General features: G+C 51.4%; 19 protein-coding genes. 15 read left to right on the forward strand and 4 right to left on the reverse strand.

What is annotated here, in order from left to right; all coding sequences use genetic code 11:
* The first annotated feature begins 4 nt into the window (after positions 1-4).
* The gene (locus tag CLV60_RS10260) at positions 5-769 is read left to right on the forward strand and encodes an SDR family NAD(P)-dependent oxidoreductase (RefSeq protein WP_106595281.1); all 765 of its coding nucleotides are present in this window, start codon (positions 5-7) and stop codon (positions 767-769) included.
* A 56-nt stretch (positions 770-825) separates the two neighbouring features.
* Here the strand turns inward: CLV60_RS10260 and CLV60_RS10265 are convergent, their stop codons facing one another.
* Positions 826-1,449: a YceI family protein gene (locus tag CLV60_RS10265; protein WP_229210907.1), complete on the reverse strand. Its 624-nt coding sequence runs from the start codon at positions 1,447-1,449 to the stop codon at positions 826-828.
* Positions 1,450-1,637: 188 nt separating this feature from the next.
* Between CLV60_RS10265 and CLV60_RS10270 the strand changes: the two genes are divergently transcribed.
* The 5 genes from CLV60_RS10270 to kdpB all read left to right on the forward strand — a co-directional run bounded on the left by CLV60_RS10270 (position 1,638) and on the right by kdpB (position 7,570).
* The gene (locus CLV60_RS10270; RefSeq protein WP_106595283.1) at positions 1,638-2,063 is read left to right on the forward strand and encodes a response regulator; all 426 of its coding nucleotides are present in this window, start codon (positions 1,638-1,640) and stop codon (positions 2,061-2,063) included.
* Between the two features lie 54 nt (positions 2,064-2,117).
* The gene (locus CLV60_RS10275) at positions 2,118-3,455 is read left to right on the forward strand and encodes a sigma-54-dependent transcriptional regulator (RefSeq protein ID WP_106595284.1); all 1,338 of its coding nucleotides are present in this window, start codon (positions 2,118-2,120) and stop codon (positions 3,453-3,455) included.
* Positions 3,456-3,731: 276 nt separating this feature from the next.
* On the forward strand, positions 3,732-3,809 hold the full coding sequence (locus CLV60_RS35000) for a potassium-transporting ATPase subunit F (protein ID WP_090379866.1): 78 nt from the start codon (positions 3,732-3,734) through the stop codon (positions 3,807-3,809).
* A 15-nt stretch (positions 3,810-3,824) separates the two neighbouring features.
* Positions 3,825-5,513 (forward strand): potassium-transporting ATPase subunit KdpA, encoded by a 1,689-nt coding sequence (gene kdpA / locus CLV60_RS10285; RefSeq protein WP_106595285.1) that lies wholly within the window; start codon positions 3,825-3,827, stop codon positions 5,511-5,513.
* Between the two features lie 17 nt (positions 5,514-5,530).
* The gene (kdpB, locus tag CLV60_RS10290) at positions 5,531-7,570 is read left to right on the forward strand and encodes a potassium-transporting ATPase subunit KdpB (RefSeq protein ID WP_106595286.1); all 2,040 of its coding nucleotides are present in this window, start codon (positions 5,531-5,533) and stop codon (positions 7,568-7,570) included.
* A 4-nt stretch (positions 7,571-7,574) separates the two neighbouring features.
* Here kdpB and CLV60_RS10295 read toward each other — a convergent pair whose 3' ends face one another.
* Together CLV60_RS10295 and CLV60_RS10300 are read right to left on the reverse strand one after the other, a co-directional pair.
* Positions 7,575-7,988, reverse strand: coding sequence for a PIN domain-containing protein (locus tag CLV60_RS10295; protein ID WP_106595287.1), 414 nt, complete (start codon positions 7,986-7,988; stop codon positions 7,575-7,577).
* Positions 7,969-8,199, reverse strand: coding sequence for a hypothetical protein (locus tag CLV60_RS10300; RefSeq protein WP_106595288.1), 231 nt, complete (start codon positions 8,197-8,199; stop codon positions 7,969-7,971). Before CLV60_RS10300 ends, CLV60_RS10295 begins: the two co-directional genes overlap by 20 nt.
* Before the next feature lie 41 nt (positions 8,200-8,240).
* Here CLV60_RS10300 and CLV60_RS10305 point away from each other — a divergent pair, with 41 nt between their 5' ends.
* From CLV60_RS10305 to CLV60_RS10325, 5 genes are all read left to right on the forward strand, one after another.
* Positions 8,241-8,801: a K(+)-transporting ATPase subunit C gene (locus CLV60_RS10305; protein ID WP_106595289.1), complete on the forward strand. Its 561-nt coding sequence runs from the start codon at positions 8,241-8,243 to the stop codon at positions 8,799-8,801.
* 90 nt (positions 8,802-8,891) lie between these two features.
* Positions 8,892-9,983, forward strand: coding sequence for a porin (locus CLV60_RS10310; RefSeq protein WP_106595290.1), 1,092 nt, complete (start codon positions 8,892-8,894; stop codon positions 9,981-9,983).
* Positions 9,984-10,034: 51 nt separating this feature from the next.
* Positions 10,035-10,400, forward strand: a complete 366-nt coding sequence (locus tag CLV60_RS10315; RefSeq protein WP_106595291.1) for a DUF7674 family protein — start codon at positions 10,035-10,037, stop codon at positions 10,398-10,400.
* Positions 10,401-10,480: 80 nt separating this feature from the next.
* Positions 10,481-11,596 (forward strand): universal stress protein, encoded by a 1,116-nt coding sequence (locus CLV60_RS10320; RefSeq protein ID WP_106595292.1) that lies wholly within the window; start codon positions 10,481-10,483, stop codon positions 11,594-11,596.
* A 1-nt stretch (position 11,597) separates the two neighbouring features.
* Entirely contained in the window at positions 11,598-13,331 is a 1,734-nt protein-coding gene (locus tag CLV60_RS10325; RefSeq protein WP_106595293.1) for an ATP-binding protein, read from the forward strand.
* A gap of 6 nt (positions 13,332-13,337) precedes the next feature.
* On the opposite strand, the gene CLV60_RS10330 is transcribed toward CLV60_RS10325, so the two are convergent.
* Entirely contained in the window at positions 13,338-15,227 is a 1,890-nt protein-coding gene (locus CLV60_RS10330; protein WP_106595294.1) for a CocE/NonD family hydrolase, read from the reverse strand.
* Between the two features lie 227 nt (positions 15,228-15,454).
* Between CLV60_RS10330 and CLV60_RS10335 the strand changes: the two genes are divergently transcribed.
* The 4 genes from CLV60_RS10335 to CLV60_RS10350 all read left to right on the forward strand — a co-directional run bounded on the left by CLV60_RS10335 (position 15,455) and on the right by CLV60_RS10350 (position 19,739).
* Positions 15,455-15,859: a hypothetical protein gene (locus CLV60_RS10335; protein ID WP_106595295.1), complete on the forward strand. Its 405-nt coding sequence runs from the start codon at positions 15,455-15,457 to the stop codon at positions 15,857-15,859.
* Positions 15,860-15,909: 50 nt separating this feature from the next.
* Positions 15,910-16,395, forward strand: coding sequence for a helix-turn-helix transcriptional regulator (locus CLV60_RS10340; protein ID WP_106595296.1), 486 nt, complete (start codon positions 15,910-15,912; stop codon positions 16,393-16,395).
* Between the two features lie 325 nt (positions 16,396-16,720).
* A complete protein-coding gene (locus CLV60_RS10345; protein WP_106595297.1) occupies positions 16,721-17,254 on the forward strand; it encodes a DUF4199 domain-containing protein in 534 nt (177 codons plus the stop codon).
* Positions 17,255-17,396: 142 nt separating this feature from the next.
* Positions 17,397-19,739, forward strand: coding sequence for a T9SS type A sorting domain-containing protein (locus CLV60_RS10350; RefSeq protein ID WP_106595298.1), 2,343 nt, complete (start codon positions 17,397-17,399; stop codon positions 19,737-19,739).
* Positions 19,740-19,741 lie beyond the last annotated feature (2 nt).

Here is a 19,741-nt window from a genome sequence, read left to right on the forward strand (position 1 = left end):
AAAGATGGAATCAGCAAGTAAAATAGCATTGGTAACGGGCGGCAGCCGAGGTTTGGGAAAAAATATGGCGCTTCGCCTGGCAGAGAAAGGGAACGACGTGCTCATCGTTTACCGGAGCAAGGCACAGGAAGCCGCCGAGGTGGTGGCGGCCATCGAGGCATTGGGGCAGAAAGCGGCTGCCATTCAACTGGATACTTCGGATGTAAAGTCCTTCGATCAATTCTTCATCCAAGTTTCGGGTATCCTGAAAGACAAATGGAACCGCGATTCTTTCGATTTTCTGATCAATAATGCGGGTATCAGCCGTCCTTCGGTATTTCCCGAAACCAGTGAGCAGGATTTCGACGACCTGATGAACGTGCACTTTAAAGGCGTTTATTTTCTCTCGCAAAAAGCATTGCCGCTCCTCGCAGACGGCGGGCGGATCGTGAACCTTTCTACGGGCCTCGCGCGCTTTTCCACACCCGGATACGCCGCGTACGCCTCCATGAAAGGCGCGATCGACACGCTCACACGCTATATGGCCAAGGAACTGGGTGGTAGGGGCATTACCGTGAATGCACTGGCACCGGGTGCGATCTACACCGACTTCAATAGTGAGTCGTTCGACAGCCACCCCGGCCTGACCGACTTTATCAGCAGCATTACCGCGCTGGGCCGTGTGGGCAAGCCCAACGATATTGGTGGTGTAGTGGCGTTCCTGTGCTCGGAAGACGCGCGCTGGATCACCGGTCAGCGGGTCGAAGTTTCAGGGGGCATGTTCCTCTGAAACCTGAAAAGCCGCCGCAAATCTGCGGCGGCTTGGTGTGTACAGGTCTCTCTCAGTTAGTTTTTGTTACCAGAGAGTTTCAGATGGACCTCAATTCCCGGCTTGATGGACGCGTCGTCCGGCAGGCCGGGTTCTGTGGCATAATTCATGCCCCATAGTGTGCGATCGAACGTCGTGATTGCCTCCAATTTGAAGGAATCGCCGGTCAGATCGATCCGGGCAGGGAATGTGACCGGATTACTCTTGCCTAACAGTGTTAAATGTCCTGTCACCTCGAAATTCGCACCGGAAACCACACCTGGCTCACTTCCGGCGTAGGGTGCTACGCTCATAATTTCAAATGTGACGTTCGGATGGAGCGCCATATTGAAGAAATCGGGGCTTTGCAGGTGGTGCACCAACTGGTGTTTCAACTCGTCGGTGGGCAGGTTCAGATTGACGATCGACGCAAGCGGGAGCGTGAATGCCCCGCTTTTCACTTTGCCGCCTTCGATCACCAGGCTGTTGCTTTCCACGTCGAGCGTACCTTCATTGAAGTAACCCGTTTTGAGGTAACCCTTCCATTCCGCCATCGAAGTTTCATCGAGATGGTAGTTGGTGGCGCCGACAGGAGCATCGTGGTCGGTGCAGCTCGTGAACAGCGCTGCAACTGTTAACAGTGTTAGAAGTTGTTTTTTCATGGTTTGATTTGTTTTCATGGCTGATTTTGATTCTGATGCAAAACTAAGGGACGGTTTCGTGGCGGAGCCTACGCGAAACGGATGAAAAACTACGCGCGGCGGATTTTGACGCAATCGGGAGCCGATTGGTATTGGATGCATTTATTGCGTTATTTGCAACCAGGATTTTAGTCATTAAGCTACGGGCAATGTCAACCAAAGGACCCATTATTTCGATCGAAGACGACGCCGATGATCAGTTTCTAATCAAGAGTGTGGTGGAGGAGCTGGACATACCCAACGAGCTTTTGTTTTTCAATAACGGCGTCGAAGCCTTACTTTACCTCGAAACCACGCGTGACCAGCCATTCCTGATCATTTGTGACATCAACATGCCCGTGATGAACGGCCTGGAACTTCGCGAGCGGATCGACAAGAATGAGTACCTGCGCAAGAAATCGATCCCGTTTGTGTTTCTGAGCACTGCGGACAATCCTCTGGTGATCGAAACCGCATACGAGTCGACTATCCAGGGTTTTTTCAAAAAAGAGAATAGCTTCGAGGAGCTGAAAGCGAGGATCAGGGTGATGTACGACTACTGGGCCTATTGCCTGCATCCTAATCATTATCATTGACTTTTAACTTTTAACCAGGGATTTAAATCCCTGGCTTTGGCTTTGGCCTGCGCTATGAAAAAAATACTAATCGTCGACGACGAGGAAAAACTGCGTGGCCTGATGGGCCGCGTGATCAAGCTGGAAGGCTTTGACGTGTTTGAAGCGGGGGATATCAAATCGGCCTGGAAAAAGCTCGACCAGTCGGAGATCGATGTGGTGTTGTGTGATGTGAAGTTGCCGGATGGTAACGGCGTCGAATTCTCGAAAGCTTTGAAGGAGAAATATCCATTGCTGGAAGTGATCCTGCTGACCGCCTATGGCAATATCCCCGACGGCGTCCAGGCCATCAAGAATGGTGCATTCGACTACATTACCAAGGGCGATGACAACAACAAGATCATTCCGCTGTTGTACAAGGCCATTGAAAAAACGGAGCTGAACCGCCGGGTGGTGAGCCTGGAAAAGCAATTGGGGGAGAGGCGGTCGTTCGATGCTATAATCGGCAAATCCAGAAACCTACAAGCCTGCATTGACCTGGCACGTCGCGTAGCGCCAACGGATACGACCGTGTTACTGCTCGGCGAAACGGGTACGGGTAAGGAGGTTTTCGCGCAATCCATCCACCAGGCCAGTAACCGGGCCAAGAAGTCGTTTGTGGCCATCAACTGCTCGGCATTTGGCAAGGATCTGCTCGAAAGCGAGATGTTCGGGCATAAGGCAGGCGCTTTCACAGGTGCGGTACGCGACAAAAAAGGCCTTTTCGAAGAGGCGAACAACGGTACCATCTTCCTTGATGAAATAGGCGAGCTCGCGCCCGAACTGCAGGCCAAACTACTGCGTGTGCTAGAATCGGGGGAATTTATCAAAATAGGGGAAACGCATCCTACGAAAGTGAATGTGCGGGTGATTGCCGCTACACACCGCGATTTACCCAAACAAATAGAGGCCGGTGAGTTCCGCAGCGATTTGTTTTACCGACTGTCAGTTTTCCAGATCACACTGCCCGCGCTACGGGAGCGCTCGGCCGATATAGGCGCGCTCGCGAGCAGTTTTGCCACGCAGTTTGCATTGAAAACCAATAAGAAAATCACTTCGCTCTCGCCGGATTTCATCCACGCATTGGAGAAAAATCCCTGGAACGGCAATATCCGCGAGCTTAAAAATGTGATCGAGCGCAGCGTGATCCTCACCGACGGCCCTATGCTGGATATCGAGAGCCTGCCTTTCGAAATGCAGCATCCGAGGCAGGACGGCGGTAAAAATATGTCGGCATTCTCCCTGGCGAGCTCCGAAAAACTGCATTTACAAAAAGTACTAAACTATACCAACGGCAACAAAGCCGAAGCAGCGAGGCTATTAGAAATAGGCATCGCAACGCTCTACCGCAAGATCGACGAGTATAAACTCTGATTGCAAGCACCAGTACCGGCATTTCCATTCTGATAAAGAAGCTTATCATTTTGATAGGCTTTTTTTATGCCCAAAAAAGTGCATCCCAAGCATCTATCTATCAATCAACACCTTGCCGTCGACTTCGGTCGACGGAACAGGAGTTGCTATATGCTGCAAAGAGTTTATTATAAAAAATAGAAAAGACAATGACAACACTCCTTCTTCTGGCAGCCGGCGCTCTGAGTTTCGCCCTGTTTTACAAAATCGTTCACTATTTCGAAAAGATCTGAAATCATGCTCGCGCTATTCATCGTCTCGATCCTGGTTTTCGTGTACATGTGCTATGTGCTCGTGAAGCCTGAAAAATTCTAAAAAACACCCAATCCAATGAACACTGAATTATTTGGCATAATCGCATTATTCGTCCTGACGGTGGCCCTCGCGGTACCGTTCGGCAAGTACATCGCGAAAGTATATGGCGGAGAGAAAACGCTTCTCGATCCCGTTTTTAGCCCTTTGGAAAAAGGGTTTTACCGTTTGAGCGGTATCCGCCCGAATGTCGAAATGAACTGGAAACAGCATTTGTCCGCATTGCTGACGATCAACATGGTCTGGTTTTTCCTGGGGATGTTCGTCCTGATGAACCAGGGTTGGCTTCCGCTCAATCCGGACGGCAACCCGTCGCAATCGGCTGACCTGGCATTCAACACCACCATTTCATTTGTCGTCAACTGTAACCTGCAACACTATTCGGGCGAAACGGGCATGAGCTACCTCGGGCAGCTGTTTTTGATGTTCCTCCAATTCGTGACTGCCGGTACCGGTATGGCCGCCGCGGCCGTGGTGATCATCGCCCTTAAAGAGCGTACAACCGAGAAGCTGGGCAACTTTTACGACTTGTTTGTGAAATCCTGCACCCGCATTTTGTTGCCGGTTTCATTCGTGATCGCATTGATCCTGCTAGCCAACGGTACACCCATGACATTCAACGGCAAGGATACCATGTACACCATGCAAGGCGACACCGTGCAGGTCTCGACCGGCCCGGTGGCCGCATTCGTGCCGATCAAGCACGTAGGTACCAATGGCGGCGGTTTTTTCGGGGCCAACTCGGCGCACCCGCTCGAAAACCCAAATTACGCAACCAATATGACCGAAATGTTCGGCCAGATGATCATCCCGTTAGCGATGATTTTTGCATTAGGTTATTATGTCAAAAGAAGAAGATTGTCCTGGATGATCTTCGGCGTGATGACGCTGGGCTTTTTACTGCTGACTATCCCGACAATCGTTACCGAACTGCACGGCAATCCTAAAATCGCACAAATGGGTGTGGACATGGGCTCGGGCGCGATGGAAGGGAAGGAGACCAGGTTCGGAACTACCGCCTCTGCGTTTTGGAGTATAGCCACTACCGTTATCTCCACGGGGTCGATTAATTCCATGCACGACAGCTTTATGCCGGTCTCCGGACTGACCCAGATGCTGTCTATGATGACCAACGCATTTTACGGCGGCGCGGGCGCGGGTATCCTCAACTTTTATATATTCATTATCCTGGCCGTGTTTATCAGTGGTTTGATGGTAGGCCGGACGCCCGAATTGATGGGTAAAAAGATAGAAGCGCGGGAAATGAAGATCGCGATGATCGTTGCTTTGCTGCACCCGCTGCTGATCCTGGCTGCCACCGCATTGGGCGTGTCGATGCCCGAACTGACGGCCGGAACGCTGAATAACCCCGGTTTCCACGGTTTCAGTGAAATGCTGTACGAGTATACTTCCTCGGCAGCCAACAATGGTAGCGGTTTTGAGGGCCTGGGCGACAATACGCCGTGGTGGAACATCAGCTGCGGTATCGTGCTCATCCTCTCGCGGTTTATCCCGATTATCGGTCCGGTAGCGATTGCAGGCATTCTCGCATCCAAAAAACACGTTCCTGAGAGCGCCGGAACGCTCAAAACCGATACCGGTACATTTGGTATCATGGTGTTCGCCGTGATCGTGATCATCACCGCATTATCCTTCTTCCCCGCATTGACCCTCGGGCCGATCGCCGAATATTTTTCAATGCAATAATTAACTGAATAGCAGAAATGAAAGCTCAAAATACATCCCTCTTTCAGGGAGACCTCGTACGGGAGGCACTGGCGCAATCCTTTGTGAAGCTCAACCCCCGGATCATGTTCCGCAACCCGGTGATGTTCACCGTCTGGATCGGTACGTTTGTGATGCTGATCGTGAATATATGGGTCATTTCCGGTGAAAAATCGCAGGGCAGCATGGTTTACAACCTTGTCATATTCCTGATCCTGTTGCTCACCCTTTTGTTTGCCAACTTCGCCGAAGCCATTGCGGAAGCGCGTGGTAAGGCACAGGCCAACAGCTTGCGCAAAACCCGTGAGGAAACACCCGCCAAATGGATCCAGGCTGTGGGTGATATGTATGTGAATGAAATTAAAGTAGTTCCTTCCTCGCAGCTGCGCAAGGGCCACATCTTCCTGTGCGAAGCGGGCGATATTATCCCTACCGACGGCGAAATCATCGAGGGGCTTGCTACCATCGACGAAAGCGCGATCACCGGTGAGTCCGCGCCCGTAATCCGCGAAGCGGGTGGCGACAAAAGCAGCGTCACGGGCGGTACCAAAGTGCTTTCCGACCGCATTAAGGTAAAGGTGACTACCGAACCGGGTGAAAGCTTTCTCGACAAAATGATTGCCCTCGTAGAAGGGGCCAGCCGTCAGAAAACGCCTAACGAGATTGCATTGACGATCCTGCTGGCTGGTTTTACGCTGGTGTTCGTCATCGTGTGCATCACCCTGAAACCTTTCGGTGATTTCGCGAACACGCCTATTACGATTGCCGCATTCATCTCCCTGTTCGTCTGCCTCATCCCAACCACCATCGGCGGTTTGCTCTCGGCCATTGGTATTGCGGGTATGGACCGTGCATTACGCGCCAATGTGATCACCAAAAGTGGTAAAGCGGTGGAAACAGCCGGTGATATCGATACCTTGCTGCTCGACAAAACCGGTACGATCACGATCGGGAACCGCAAAGCCACCAATTTCTGGCCTGCCAAAGGCATCGACAAAAGCTACTTCATTAAAGCAGCCGCATTGAGCTCCATTGCCGACGAAACGCCAGAAGGGAAGTCGATCATCGAACTTGCGGATTTACATTCCGATCAGCTCCGTGTCGAAAACCCGACGTTCATCGAATTCACCGCTGAAACGAGAAGCTCAGGCGTGAACTTCCTGGACACGCGCATACGCAAGGGCGCTTCCGATGCGATCCGCAAGCTTAGCGAGAAGGCAGGCAATGCATTCCCCGCCGACATTGCCGAAAAAGTGCGTGACATTTCCAGCAACGGCGGTACGCCGCTGGTGGTGGCTGAAAACGAGGTGGTTATCGGTGTGATCGAGTTGCAGGACATTATCAAGCCGGGCATTCAGGAACGTTTCGAAAGGCTGCGTAAAATGGGTGTCAAAACCGTGATGGTAACCGGTGATAATCCGCTGACGGCCAAGTTTATTGCCGAGAAAGCCGGGGTTGACGACTACATCGCCGAAGCTAAGCCGGAGGATAAAATGAATTACATCAAAGCCGAGCAGCAAAAGGGGAAACTCGTAGCCATGATGGGCGACGGTACCAACGACGCGCCCGCGCTCGCACAAGCCGATGTGGGCGTAGCCATGAACAGCGGTACGCAGGCTGCAAAAGAGGCCGGTAACATGGTCGACCTGGATAACGACCCGACCAAACTGATCGAGATCGTCGAAATCGGAAAGCAGTTGCTCATGACCCGCGGTACGCTCACGACATTCAGTATTGCCAACGACGTCGCCAAATACTTCGCCATCGTGCCCGCGCTGTTTATCGCGTCGATACCTGCCCTGCAAGGCCTCAATATCATGCGCCTGCACACCCCAGAAAGCGCGATTTTATCCGCGATCATTTTCAACGCGGTAATCATTCCGCTGCTTATTCCATTGGCTCTGAAAGGAGTAGCCTACAAACCCATCGGCGCGAGCGCATTGCTGAGACGGAACTTGCTGATCTACGGATTGGGCGGGGTACTCGTGCCTTTCGCAGGGATCAAGGCGATTGATTTGATCGTGAGTGTTTGGTTTTAAGTAGTTAAATGAAAGGATTGACGATTCTCAGTCGATTTTCAATCACAAGCCCGTTTTGCATGTCTTCCGAGTATAAAATACTGCAACCCGCTTCAAGTGCTGATGCTACGATCTTCGCATCAAATGGTTGGAGCAGATATCGGTCCATGATAAAAAGAGCGGTATTGACAACCGAGGTATTTTCCGGTTGGATTAGTGAAGCGTATGTCAACCACTTGACGAACATGCTGGCAGCCTCGCGATCCATTTTGTGTTTTCGCAAGCAAACATTCATGCATTCAAAAACGACCTGCGGACTGATAAACGGAACGTCCCGCATGAGGTCCATGGCAGTCAGCCTTTTGTCAGTTTCATTTAGGTCAATCAGGTATAGCGCGATGTTGGTATCGATGAAGAAGTTATCGCTCATTGGCTTCATCGCGATCGAATTTAAAACCGGAACGATCTATCTGAATTGTTTTGAAGAATTCAACCGCTTTTTCCGCGGCTTCTCTCTTGCTTGTCCTGAGCTCCTCAAGCGATTCGTGAAGATCAAAGGCTATCACCTCGATATCCTTATGAAGATATTCGTCCGGGAGCCTGACATTCAGGTCCTCAGCGTTTTCTACGACAAAAATTTTCCTATACATAGTGCGATTTCTTTTTTCTCAAAAATAAAAATTTCAAAACCATGAAACAACACATTCTTCCAGCGGTACGGTTGACGATCGTGACGCTGATATTCTTCTCAGGCGTGTATACGCTGGTGGTTCTGGGCGTGGCCCAGCTCTTTCCGAACCATGGTAAAGGTGAGGTTATCGAGCAAAATGGTAAACGGTATTATGCCAATATCGGGCAGTCGTTTACGGACGACAAGTACTTCAATTCGCGGCCTTCCGCGGTGGGCTATAATGCAGCCGGTAGCGGCGGTAGTAACAAGGGCCCTTCCAATGAAGAGTACCTGGGCGTGGTGCAAGCCCGCATCGATACTTTCCTGGTGCATAATCCTGGCGTGCAAAAGACCGACATTCCCGTGGAGCTGGTAACGGCGAGCGGGAGCGGCCTAGATCCCGATATTTCCGAAAAAGCGGCATTGGTGCAGGTGGAACGGATCGCGAAAGTGCGTAACGTACCCGCGCAAAAGTTGCAGCAGTTGGTGAAGGAGCACATCAGCGGACCGTTAATGGGAATGTTCGGCCCTGCGAAGATTAATGTGCTGAAACTGAACCTCGCGCTCGATCAATTGAAGTAACCCATTCAAAACGCCGCCCGTTTCCAGTGCCGTCGCAGCGGGCTGCGTTTCTTCTTACCGCGCGGCTATGATTGAACAGATTACCATTTTATGAAAACCTTGATTTTAAGTACGCTTGCCATTGCCTCCGTTTCACACGCTATCGCCCAGGATTCAGCCGCGGTGAGCACTTCGCCCTTTGCGGTGAGCGCTTATGTGGAGTCGTATTACCTGCACGATTTCCGTAAAAACGACAACCACACGATGCCCGGTTTTATTTATAACCACAACCGCACCGGGGAGGTGAACCTGAACCTGGCATTTCTGAAAGGTTCGTACACGGGCGACCGCGTGCGTGCAAACCTGGCACTGGCGGCCGGTACTTATATGAATGCGAACTACGCCGCGGAGCCGGGTGTGCTGAAAAACGTATTTGAAGCCAATGCAGGTGTGAAGATTGCGAAAAACCACAACCTCTGGCTCGACGCGGGTATTATGCCCTCGCACATCGGCTTCGAAAGTGCGATCGGGAAAGACAACTGGGCCTTGACGCGTAGCCTGGTGGCGGAAAATACACCCTATTTCGAGACCGGCGTGAAGTTGGGATACACCACACAGGATTCGAAATGGTACCTCTCGGCGATGTACCTCAATGGCTGGCAGCGCATTCAGCGGGTGGACGGTAACTCGACCCCCGCATTCGGGACACAGGTTACTTTTAAGCCAAATGCGGCTGTGACGCTGAATTACAGCACTTTCATCGGCAGCGATAAGCCGGATAGCACCCGGCAAATGCGCTACTACCACAATATTTATGGAGTATTTCAACTATCCGACAAATGGGGCCTTACCACAGGCTTCGATATAGGTAGTGAGCAGAAAGCGAAAGGAAGCAGCACTTACAACACGGTTTACGTGCCGGTAATGATCCTGCGTTATTCGCCTTCTTCCAGAGTGAGTATTGCGGCCAGAGGCGAGTATTACCATGATAAAAACGGGGTGATCATCGCTACTGGCACCGACAATGGCTTCCAGACATTCGGAACGTCACTCAACTTCGATTACCAGATCGCCCCGCAGGTCATGTGGCGCATCGAAGCCCGTAACCTCAGTAGCCGCGATGCGATATTCAATGGCAAGGGCAGTGATTTATCCAAAAACAAAACCTACCTGACTACCGCCTTAACCTTTGCATTAAACTAAACATCAGCCGGGCCGGGAGCGACTCCCGCCCGGTTTTTAACCCATACAGCCATGTTTACCCAGTTGCAAATCATTAACCTGCTCAGAAATGAACTTCCTGTCGTGGCCGGAGCGGATTGCGCGGCAGTATCAGCACATACTTTCAATTCTATCCATTCATCAATCCATTACCTGTCGGCTTGCACGAAGAACGCGATGGAGCACCGGCATTTCCGGGCGGCGGGAAGCTGTTTCGGCCTTGCGGAAAAAGTGTACCGCGAAGGCGACGCGATGGTGAAGCTGCTGATCGAGAATGTGTTTGTATATGCCAATGTGTGGACAAAAACCAGAAATGCACCGTCGCCATTGCCCGCGGATATTGTCCCCGATGTTTTATACAAAATACATTTGAAACAACTGAACGACAGCGGCTGCTAGCATTAATACTCAACGTTATAAACCCAAGCCGTAACGACGGACCTAAACCTTTAACCCTGAACTCCAAACTCTCCGAACCAATGGAAAACAGCGCCGAACATTTTCTCGAACTGATCAAGAAGTCGAGGAGGGGTAAATTCAAGATTTACATCGGGATGAGCGCCGGGGTAGGCAAGACTTACCGCATGTTGCAGGAAGCTCATGCGCTCCTGCGTACGGGCATCGACGTGAAGATCGGTTATATCGAAACCCACAATCGAAAGGAAACCCATGAACTGCTGGAAGGGCTGCCGGTGATCCCGCGGCGGAAGCTGTTTTACAAAGGGAAAGAGCTGGAAGAGTTCGATGTGCAGGCAGTGATTACCCTCCGGCCGGAGGTAGTGATCGTGGATGAACTGGCGCATTCCAATATTGAAGGCAGCAAAAATGCCAAGCGCTGGCAGGATGTGCTGGATATTCTCGAAGCGGGGATCAATGTGATTTCGGCCGTGAATATCCAGCATATCGAAAGCCTGAACCAGGAAGTACGCGAAATCACCGGCGTGGAAGTGGCAGAGCGCATTCCCGATAAAGTGCTGGGGATTGCCGATGAGGTAGTGAATATAGACCTCACCGCCGATGAGCTTATTACCCGTTTGAAAGAAGGCAAAATTTACCGGGAGGAGAAGATTCAGGCTGCATTACAGAACTTCTTTAAGCCGCAGCATATTCTCCAATTGCGGGAGCTGGCGCTGAAAGAGGTGGCGTCGCAGGTGGAAAGGAAGGTGGAGAGCGAAATACAGCCGGGCATGGCGCTCAAACACGAGCGTTTTCTGGCGTGCATCAGCAGTAATGAAAAGACGGCCCGGAATGTGATCCGCAAAACCGCGCGGCTGGCCAACTACTACCATAGCAGCTGGTTTTTGCTGTATGTGCAAACCCCGGGCGAATCGGCGAGCCGGATCGGACTCGCGAAGCAACGGCATTTGATCAATAATTTCAAGCTGGCCACCGAGCTGGGCGGCAATGTGATCAAGATGGAGAGCGGCAGCATTGCCAAAACGATCGTGGAAGTAGCCGAAAAGAACAAGATCACCACCATATGCATCGGCAAGCCGCATTTGAACCTTTTCAAGGTCATACTGGCCACGAATGTGTTCAACGGGCTTTTAAATAAAATGTCTTCTTCCGACATTGACCTCGTAATACTTTCCTGAAATGAAGATCAAAACCAAACTGAGGCTGGGTATCGGCCTGCTTTTCGCCATGATCACGGTGCTGGCCGTGGTGGGTATCAGGCAGGTGAGCCTGCTTTCGGCCGACTCACGCAATATCCTCATCGCCAACCATAACTCGCTGGAATATACCCGCCAGATGCTTCATGCGCTCGACGAGCTGGAAGTACACGCGGGGGCATTGGATGTATTCAAAAAGAACCTCGAAGCCCAGCAGAAGAATATCACGGAAATCGGGGAAAAGGAGCTTACAGCGCAGCTGACCGGCCATTTTGAAAAGCTGAAAGTCAATGTCCGGGACAAGGAAATCGTCGCGCTGATCCGGAATGACGCGCTGGAAATCATGAGTATTAACCTTGACGCGATCAACCGGAAAAGTCACATTGCGAGCCAGACGGCCAAAAGCTCCATGGTGTGGATCGGTATCACGGGTACATTGTGTTTCATTATTGCATTCACATTGTTTGTAAACCTGCCGGGTAACATTGCCAACCCGATCCGCGAGCTCACGGAAAGTATCCGGCAGATAGCCAACGAGAACTATACCGAGCGGGTGCATTTCGGCAGCCGGGATGAATACGCGCAGCTCGCACAGTCGTTCAATACCATGGCCGAGAAGCTGGAAGAGTACAACAGCAGTAATCTGGCAAAGCTGATGATCGAGAAAAAGCGGGTGGAGACGCTGATCGACAACATGCACGACCCGGTAATAGGCCTGGATGAAAACCGGAAGGTGATATTTGCCAACGAAGTGGCCCGGAAGGTGACCGGCTTGCAGGCATCCGAGCTGGTAGGCCGCAACGCGACGGAGGTTGCATTGCACAACGACCTCGTGCGGTCGCTGGTGAAAGACCTTTTCGAGCCGCAGGCTAAGGCTAATGGGCAAAGTGCAGCCATGAAGATCTATGCCGACGATAAGGAAAGCTATTTTGAAAAGGAGTACGTCGATATTTCCATCGTCCCGACCGGCGAGCAGCAGCCGAGCTCGATCGGCCATGTGATCATTCTCCGTAATGTGACACCGTACAAAGAGCTGGATTTTGCCAAAACGAATTTCATTGCTAATGTCTCCCACGAGCTTAAAACGCCCATTTCTTCCATTAAAATAACGCTTGACCTGCTTCGCAACGAGCGGGTAGGCGATACCAATGAGGAGCAGCGCAGCCTGCTCGATAGTATCCGCGAGGACGCCGACCGGCTGTTGAAAATCACGGGTGAGCTTTTGAATATTACCCAGGTGGAGAGCGGTAAAATCCAGCTTAACATCACAGGCTCATCAGCACGGGAAATCGTGCAATATGCCATAGCGGCCAACGAAACCCAGGCCGAAAGCCGGGATATTAGCCTCCAAATCGAAGATAGGGGCGTGCAATCCAGCATACTGGCCGATTCGGAGAAGACGGCCTGGGTGCTTACCAACCTGGTTTCCAATGCGATCCGCTACTCCTACGATCATTCCAGCATCCGCATTATCCTCGAAGAAGACGTGCAAGTTGTGCGCATTGCCGTCACCGACAGTGGCCAGGGCATTTCACAGGAATACAGGGACAAAATCTTCGACCGCTATTTTCGTGTGCCCGGTTCTACGAAGGAAGGTACCGGCCTGGGCCTCGCGATCAGCCGCGAATTTATGGAAGCCCAGGACGGCACGCTTACCGTGGAAAGCGAGTTGGGGGCGGGGAGTACCTTCACCATCGCATTGAAAAAACTCACCTGACGCGCGTTACTCGACCACCCGCACGCCTACGTACGAGGATGCCTGACCCGATAGGTAAACCCGGTGTGTGGCTTTTTGGAAATCGGAGGCATTGGCTTTGTAGATATTCACAAACTTCTGCGGGTTGCGGTCCACGAGTGGAAACCACGAGCTTTGCACCTGTACCATGATTTTGTGCCCTTTTTTGAAACGGTGCGCCGCATCCTGCATATCGAATTTCACATTTTCAATCTTGCCGGGTGCCATGGGTTCGGGTTTGGAGAAGCTCTTCCGGAATTTGGAACGCATGACCTCACCGCGGATCAATAACTGAAAGCCACCCATTTTCATATTGGGGTTAACGGGGCTGTCGTTCGGTGCATCGCCGGGGTAAACGTCGATGAGTTTTACCACAAAATCGGCGTCGGTGCCCGTGGTGGACACGAAAAGATCGGCAAATACATTCCCGGAAATAGTCACATCTTCTTTCAAAACTTCGGACTCGTACACGAGCACGTCCGGGCGCGAGGCGGCGAAGCGCTGGTCTTCGTACATGAAATCACTGCCGCGGATAATGCGGATCTCCGAAGTGTAAGGTACCGGTTTATCGGGATCGCTGAGGTATTGGTGGAAGGCGGGTTTCGCGCCTACCTGCATGGTAGTCATGGTCGGCGAGAACGACAATGTGCCGTCCGGATGCAGGTACAGCTTTTTCTCGACGGTATTTTTCGGCGGCCACTGGTCGTATTTACGCCATTCGTTGGCCCCGGTCTCAAAAATGTAGGCCTTGGGCAGGTTAGGATCAAGCTGGTCTTTCAGGTAATGGTTGAAAATCGGCAGCTCTATTTCCTTTTGGTAAAATGCGCTGGTTTTGGCTCCAAACCGGATATTCCCAAGTGACTCTCCTGTTCCGCGCGCCCAGCCGCCGTGAATCCACGGCCCCATGATGAGCCAGTTCGGTGTCTGCGGGTTTTGGGAGGAAACCGCCTGGTAGGTTTTCAGCGGCCCGTACAAATCCTCCTGGTCGAACCAGCCGCCGACGACCATTACCGCGGGTTTGATATTCTTCAAATGCGGCACCGGCGTACGGGCTTTCCAGAAATCGTTGTAGGTTTCATGCTCCATCATCTGGTTCCAGATGCGGTTTTGGCCTTTGAAAATCTGTTCGTTGAAGTTTTTCAGCGGGCCCATTCTCTTATAAAACTCGTAAGAATCCGGCGTGCCATATGCCGAGTACTGTGGTGAGGCCTTGGGCGTAGGCGCTGGCCGCGGTGCACCGTACGACGACAGGAATGAGAATGTGCCCATCAGGAAAAATGCACCGTTATGGTGGCGGTCGTCGCCCATGAACCAGTCGGTGACCGGTGCCTGCGGCGAAGCGATTTTCAATGCCGGATGCGCGTCTACGGCCGTCATGGTAGCGTAGTATCCCGGTGCCGAAATACCCCAGGTGCCCACTTTGCCATTGTTGCCGTCGATATTCTGAATGAGCCATTCGATCGTGTCATACGTGTCGGAACTTTCGTCGATGTCCGTCTTGCCCTTTTTGACAGGGATGAACGGACGGTAAGCCTCGAAATCGCCCTCAGACATGAGCTTGCCTCTTACATCCTGGTACACAACAATATAACCCTCCCTGGCGAAGAGCATGCTGGGCCCCAGGGCCGTTTTGTACAAACCTTCGCCGTAGGGCGCCACGCTGTACGGCGTGCGATTGAGCAGGATAGGGTAGGTTTTACTTTTTGAAATATCCTTCGGCAAATAGATGGAAGTGAAGAGCTTCACGCCGTCACGCATCGGGATCTGCCGCTCGATTTTGGTGTAGTGCTCGCGGATGTAGAGGGAGTCTTCTTTCGTGCTGGTTTGGGCGTGGGCAGTTGCGCCTGCGAGGATGGCAAAAATAAGGAGTAAAGTCACGCACGGTCGTTTCGTGAACCGGCAAATCAAGGAGTGAAGTAAGGTTGTTTTCAAGGCGGTTGCAGGATTTGTTTAAGCCAATTTAATACAAAACACCTAACTATCGCAGGGGAAGGCCTTTTTCGCAACTTGTACTTTGCCCAAACGTTGCCGCTCGTCACATCATAGTTGCAGATTTAAAACCAGTACTGTATATTGCATAGTACCTTGTAAAACAATTTTTAGCTATGAAAATAAAATCACTAATGCTCTCTCTAATGGTCATGCTCGCCATGTTTGTTTCCTGTAACAATGGCGATGTGAGCATTGCCGTGAAGGACGAGGATGACTATTACCGCTTCAAGGCGCGTTTCGATGATAACCTGTCGACCGAGGTCACCGGGTTTCTGAATGACCACCTGTCGACCGTGCGGATCGATCCGGAGAAAGACTCGAAGGTAATCACCGTTTTGCCGGACCAGACCAGGCTCACCGTAGAGTCGTCGCCCGGCGAGGTGATGATTTACCTCGACAAGGAGGAGAACAGCCGGGATTCCTACCACCGCATCAAGAACCTCTGTGAGGGCGTTAAGGACGTCATTCTGAAACATAGTAAAGGAAACAGCCGCTTGGAAAATGCCCGTTCAAACTAGACCGCTGACCGAAAATTTTTATTTTTGGTAATCCAACGGACTGGTTACAAATGACTTCCCGAACAATCAGCGATTTTTACCGCAAGCACAGGCAGGAGTTGCTCTACGGAGTATCGCTTGCCTTGCTGCTTTTTGTACTCAGGTGGCTCGAATTGCGGTTCCTGGTCCTGGACCATCTCATTGAAATTTACGTAGGAGCCATTGCTTTGCTATTTACAGGGCTGGGTATCTGGCTGGCCCACAAGCTGACAACCCCCAAGGTAGAAACCCGGATTGTGGAACGCGCGGTGTACGTGGCTGCGGGCGATGAATTCACCGTCAACGAGCCGGAACGGTTGCGGCTCGGGATCAGTCACCGGGAGCTGGAAGTGTTGCAGCTCGTGGCGGAGGGCCTCAGTAACCAGGCAATCGGCGAGCGGCTGTTCGTGTCGCTCAATACGGTTAAAACGCATTCGTCGCGCATTTTCGAAAAACTCGAAGTCCGTAACCGCACGCAGGCCGTGGAGCGCGCAAGGCGTCTCGGGCTCATCGGCTGATGCGGGGTATATGGTGGACGTTGCGGTCAGGTGTGGTCATGTGTAATCAGGTGTGGTCATGTGTAATCAGGTGTGGTCATGTGTAATCAGGTGTGGTCAGGTGTAGTCAGGTGTAGTCAGGTGTAGTCATGTGTAGTCATGTGTAGTAATGTATTGTTAAGTGTTGTAATGTATTGTCAAGTTTAGTCAATGTCTCATTAGCTTAGAGTACCTGACCATACCTGACCAAAAGATCCGTGGAATGTAAAATCACCCGAAAGTATGACTCGAAAACGGCCAATACGCTTCAATTTCGCAACATTATCGGACATTAAAATCAAATGATATGAACAGGATCATCGTTATTTGCGGACTGATTTCGGGTGTGCTGGTGTCAACTTTCATGGTTTGCTCGATGGCGGTCTGCTATCAGAAGGAAGCTTTTGAAGGCAATATGCTGCTGGGATATGCAGCTATGCTGCTGTCGTTTTCCATGGTTTTTGTGGGGATCAAAAACTATCGAGACAAGTATAGCAGCGGGTCGGTGTCTTTTGGAAAGGCATTTAAAATAGGGCTGTACATTACGCTGGTGGCTTCGACGGTGTACGTGATCGTCTGGCTGATCGACTATTACCTTTTTATTCCTGATTTCATGGACAAATACACGGCGCATTTGCTGAAACAGTTCCAGGCCGAAGGCCCTACCGCTGCCGAGCTTGACGCAAAGGTGGTTGAGCTGGCCGGATATAAAGAGATGTACCGGAATCCGCTGATGGTTATCCTATGGACTTACGCCGAGATTCTCCCGGTAGGGCTGGTGGTAACGCTTATTTCAGCATTGATTCTCAAAAAGCCTCGTACGGAAGCGCGGCCGGCCTAGGAGCGGCTGGCCAGGTGCAGCCGGCCAGGTGCAGCCGGAAACACAATATTTAAAACTAATACTACGGGTAAGGGTTTGTGTTTCAAAGGTTTTTAGCTATAATCGCCTGAAAATCTTTTAGTAAACACAAACCCTTCTTTTTGTGAAGAAATTCTACCTCCTGCTGGTGGCGCTACTGCCGTTCGCCGCGTTTGCACAATGTCCCACCGACCTCATTATCAGCGATCAGGCGACGCTCGATAATTTTGTTACAAACAATCCTGGCTGCGTAAACCTGCCGGGGAATCTCACGATCGAAGGCGCTGATATTGTAGACCTCGGTACGTTGAATACGCTGACGAGCGTAGAGGGAAGTGTAACGGTGCGAAATAACCCTTTGCTGACCACACTTGCCGGCCTGGGGAACATTACTTCGGTGGGTTCTTCGGTGGAAGTATATCGTAATCCATTGCTGGAAAGCCTATCCGGGCTTGAAGGACTTACCGCGGTGACCGGTAGCGTGGTGATCGATTCCAATGTTGTTCTGAAAGATCTCGCAGGAATCAAAAACATCGTTTCTGTGAGCGATTCATTGGTGATAGCCGAAAACGATTCGTTGAAATCGATTGCGGATCTGACGATTACGTCGGTGGGTTCGGTGGTGGAAATATATGATAATGCGGTTTTGGAAAGCCTCGCCGGGCTGGAAGGCCTCACCATCGTGCCCGGGGACCTGATTATCGATGGTAACCTGGTACTCAAAAGCCTGGCAGGGATAGCGAACATCGGTGCGGTGGGCGGTTCGCTGATTATCGGCACAACCGATTCGTTGACGTCCATCAACGATCTCACAATTGCCTCGGTCGACAGCTCGATCCGGATCGGATACAATACCAAACTGGCCTCGCTGGCAGGCCTCGAAGGCATTACGCAGATCAATGGCGACCTGGAAATCACGAATAACTATTCGATCAAGAACCTGACGGGGTTGAACGGGTTGACTGCTGTCGGAGGCAGCGCCTACGTCGATTTCAATGACAGCCTTATGAATATGCAGGGCCTTAACCAGCTGACATCCATTGGCGGAGAGCTCTTTCTTGAATATGATCTCATGCTCGAAAACCTGGGCGGACTCGAACAACTCACGTCGATAGGCAGCGACCTCACCATTGCCGACATCGATTCGCTGCGGGATATTTCGGCATTGAGCAACCTTACATCCGTGGGGGGCGGTTTTTATTTGTTTGGTAATCTGGTACTGAAATCGCTGGATGGTTTGCAGAATGTGCCGTCTTTCGGCAACGAAATGGTGATTACGTTTAATCCAGCGTTGGAAAGCCTCGACGGCCTGAACGGCCTGACGTCCATCGGAAGTCTCGGTGCGCAGATTGTCTTCAACTTTTCATTGAAAAACCTGGATGGACTATCCTCGCTGAACACGATCAATGGCGATCTGGCGGTGTTGTATAATTTTGCATTATCCAGCCTTTCGGGGCTGAGTAACCTGCAAGCGCTGGGTCCCGAGGGCACACTGATAGTCGTAGCGAACGATTCGCTTGCTGATTTGCAGGGGCTGAACGGCCTAACGACCGTCCATCGGCTTTTCGTGGAAATGAACCTTGGTTTGAAATCGCTGTCGGGTTTGGATAATCTAACTTCGATAACCGATTCATTGTCAATATCTTTTAATGATAGTCTGACCAACCTTAATGGATTGGCAGCACTGCAAAGCATTGCGGGCGGGTTGCTGATCACCGAAGATTCACTGCTTACAAGCCTGGATGGCCTGAGCAACCTCAGTTCCATTGGCGGAACGATCACCATCGCGGATAATGCTGCACTCACTACCTGCGCCAGCACCAAGTTCTGTGCGATACTGAAAACGAAGGCTCTCGATGAGGTGATAATCGAAAACAATATCGGCGATTGCGAGACGCGCGAGGCCGTGGACGTCGCCTGCGTTGCGCTGCCGGTGACACTGATTGCCTTTACTGCCAAAAAAGAAGGACGAACAGCCGTCCTCGAATGGTCGACGAGCGCGGAAACGAACAGCGATTATTTTGAAATACAGCAAAACAATGGCAAGTCGTGGGCGGTTGTAGGCAAAATGACCGCCGCCGGGGAGAGTGCGGTGGTAAAACCCTATACTTTCACCCATTCCAATCCCGTGAAAGGCAGCAACCTCTATCGTCTCAAAATGGTAGATAAGGATAATACTTTCGCATTCAGCAGCATCCAGGCAGTGCGGTTCGATGATCTGCCGGTGTTTGAAATCTATCCGAATCCCGTAGCCGCAAGCCTGATCGTCCGTTCGCCCAATGGCACGATCAAAGAAGTTACATTGTATAATGCCGCCGGCAAATGTATCGCGGTCAAATCGTTCAATGCAATGGCCCTGCCTGAGCCTGCCACGATTGATACGAGCCATTTGCCGGGCGGAATGTATGTGGCAAAAGTCGCTTACGCGGACGGTGCCGTGCATACAGGTCGGTTTGTCAAGAAATAATC

It is taken from the genome of Dyadobacter jiangsuensis (genome assembly GCF_003014695.1).
GTDB lineage: Bacteria > Bacteroidota > Bacteroidia > Cytophagales > Spirosomataceae > Dyadobacter > Dyadobacter jiangsuensis.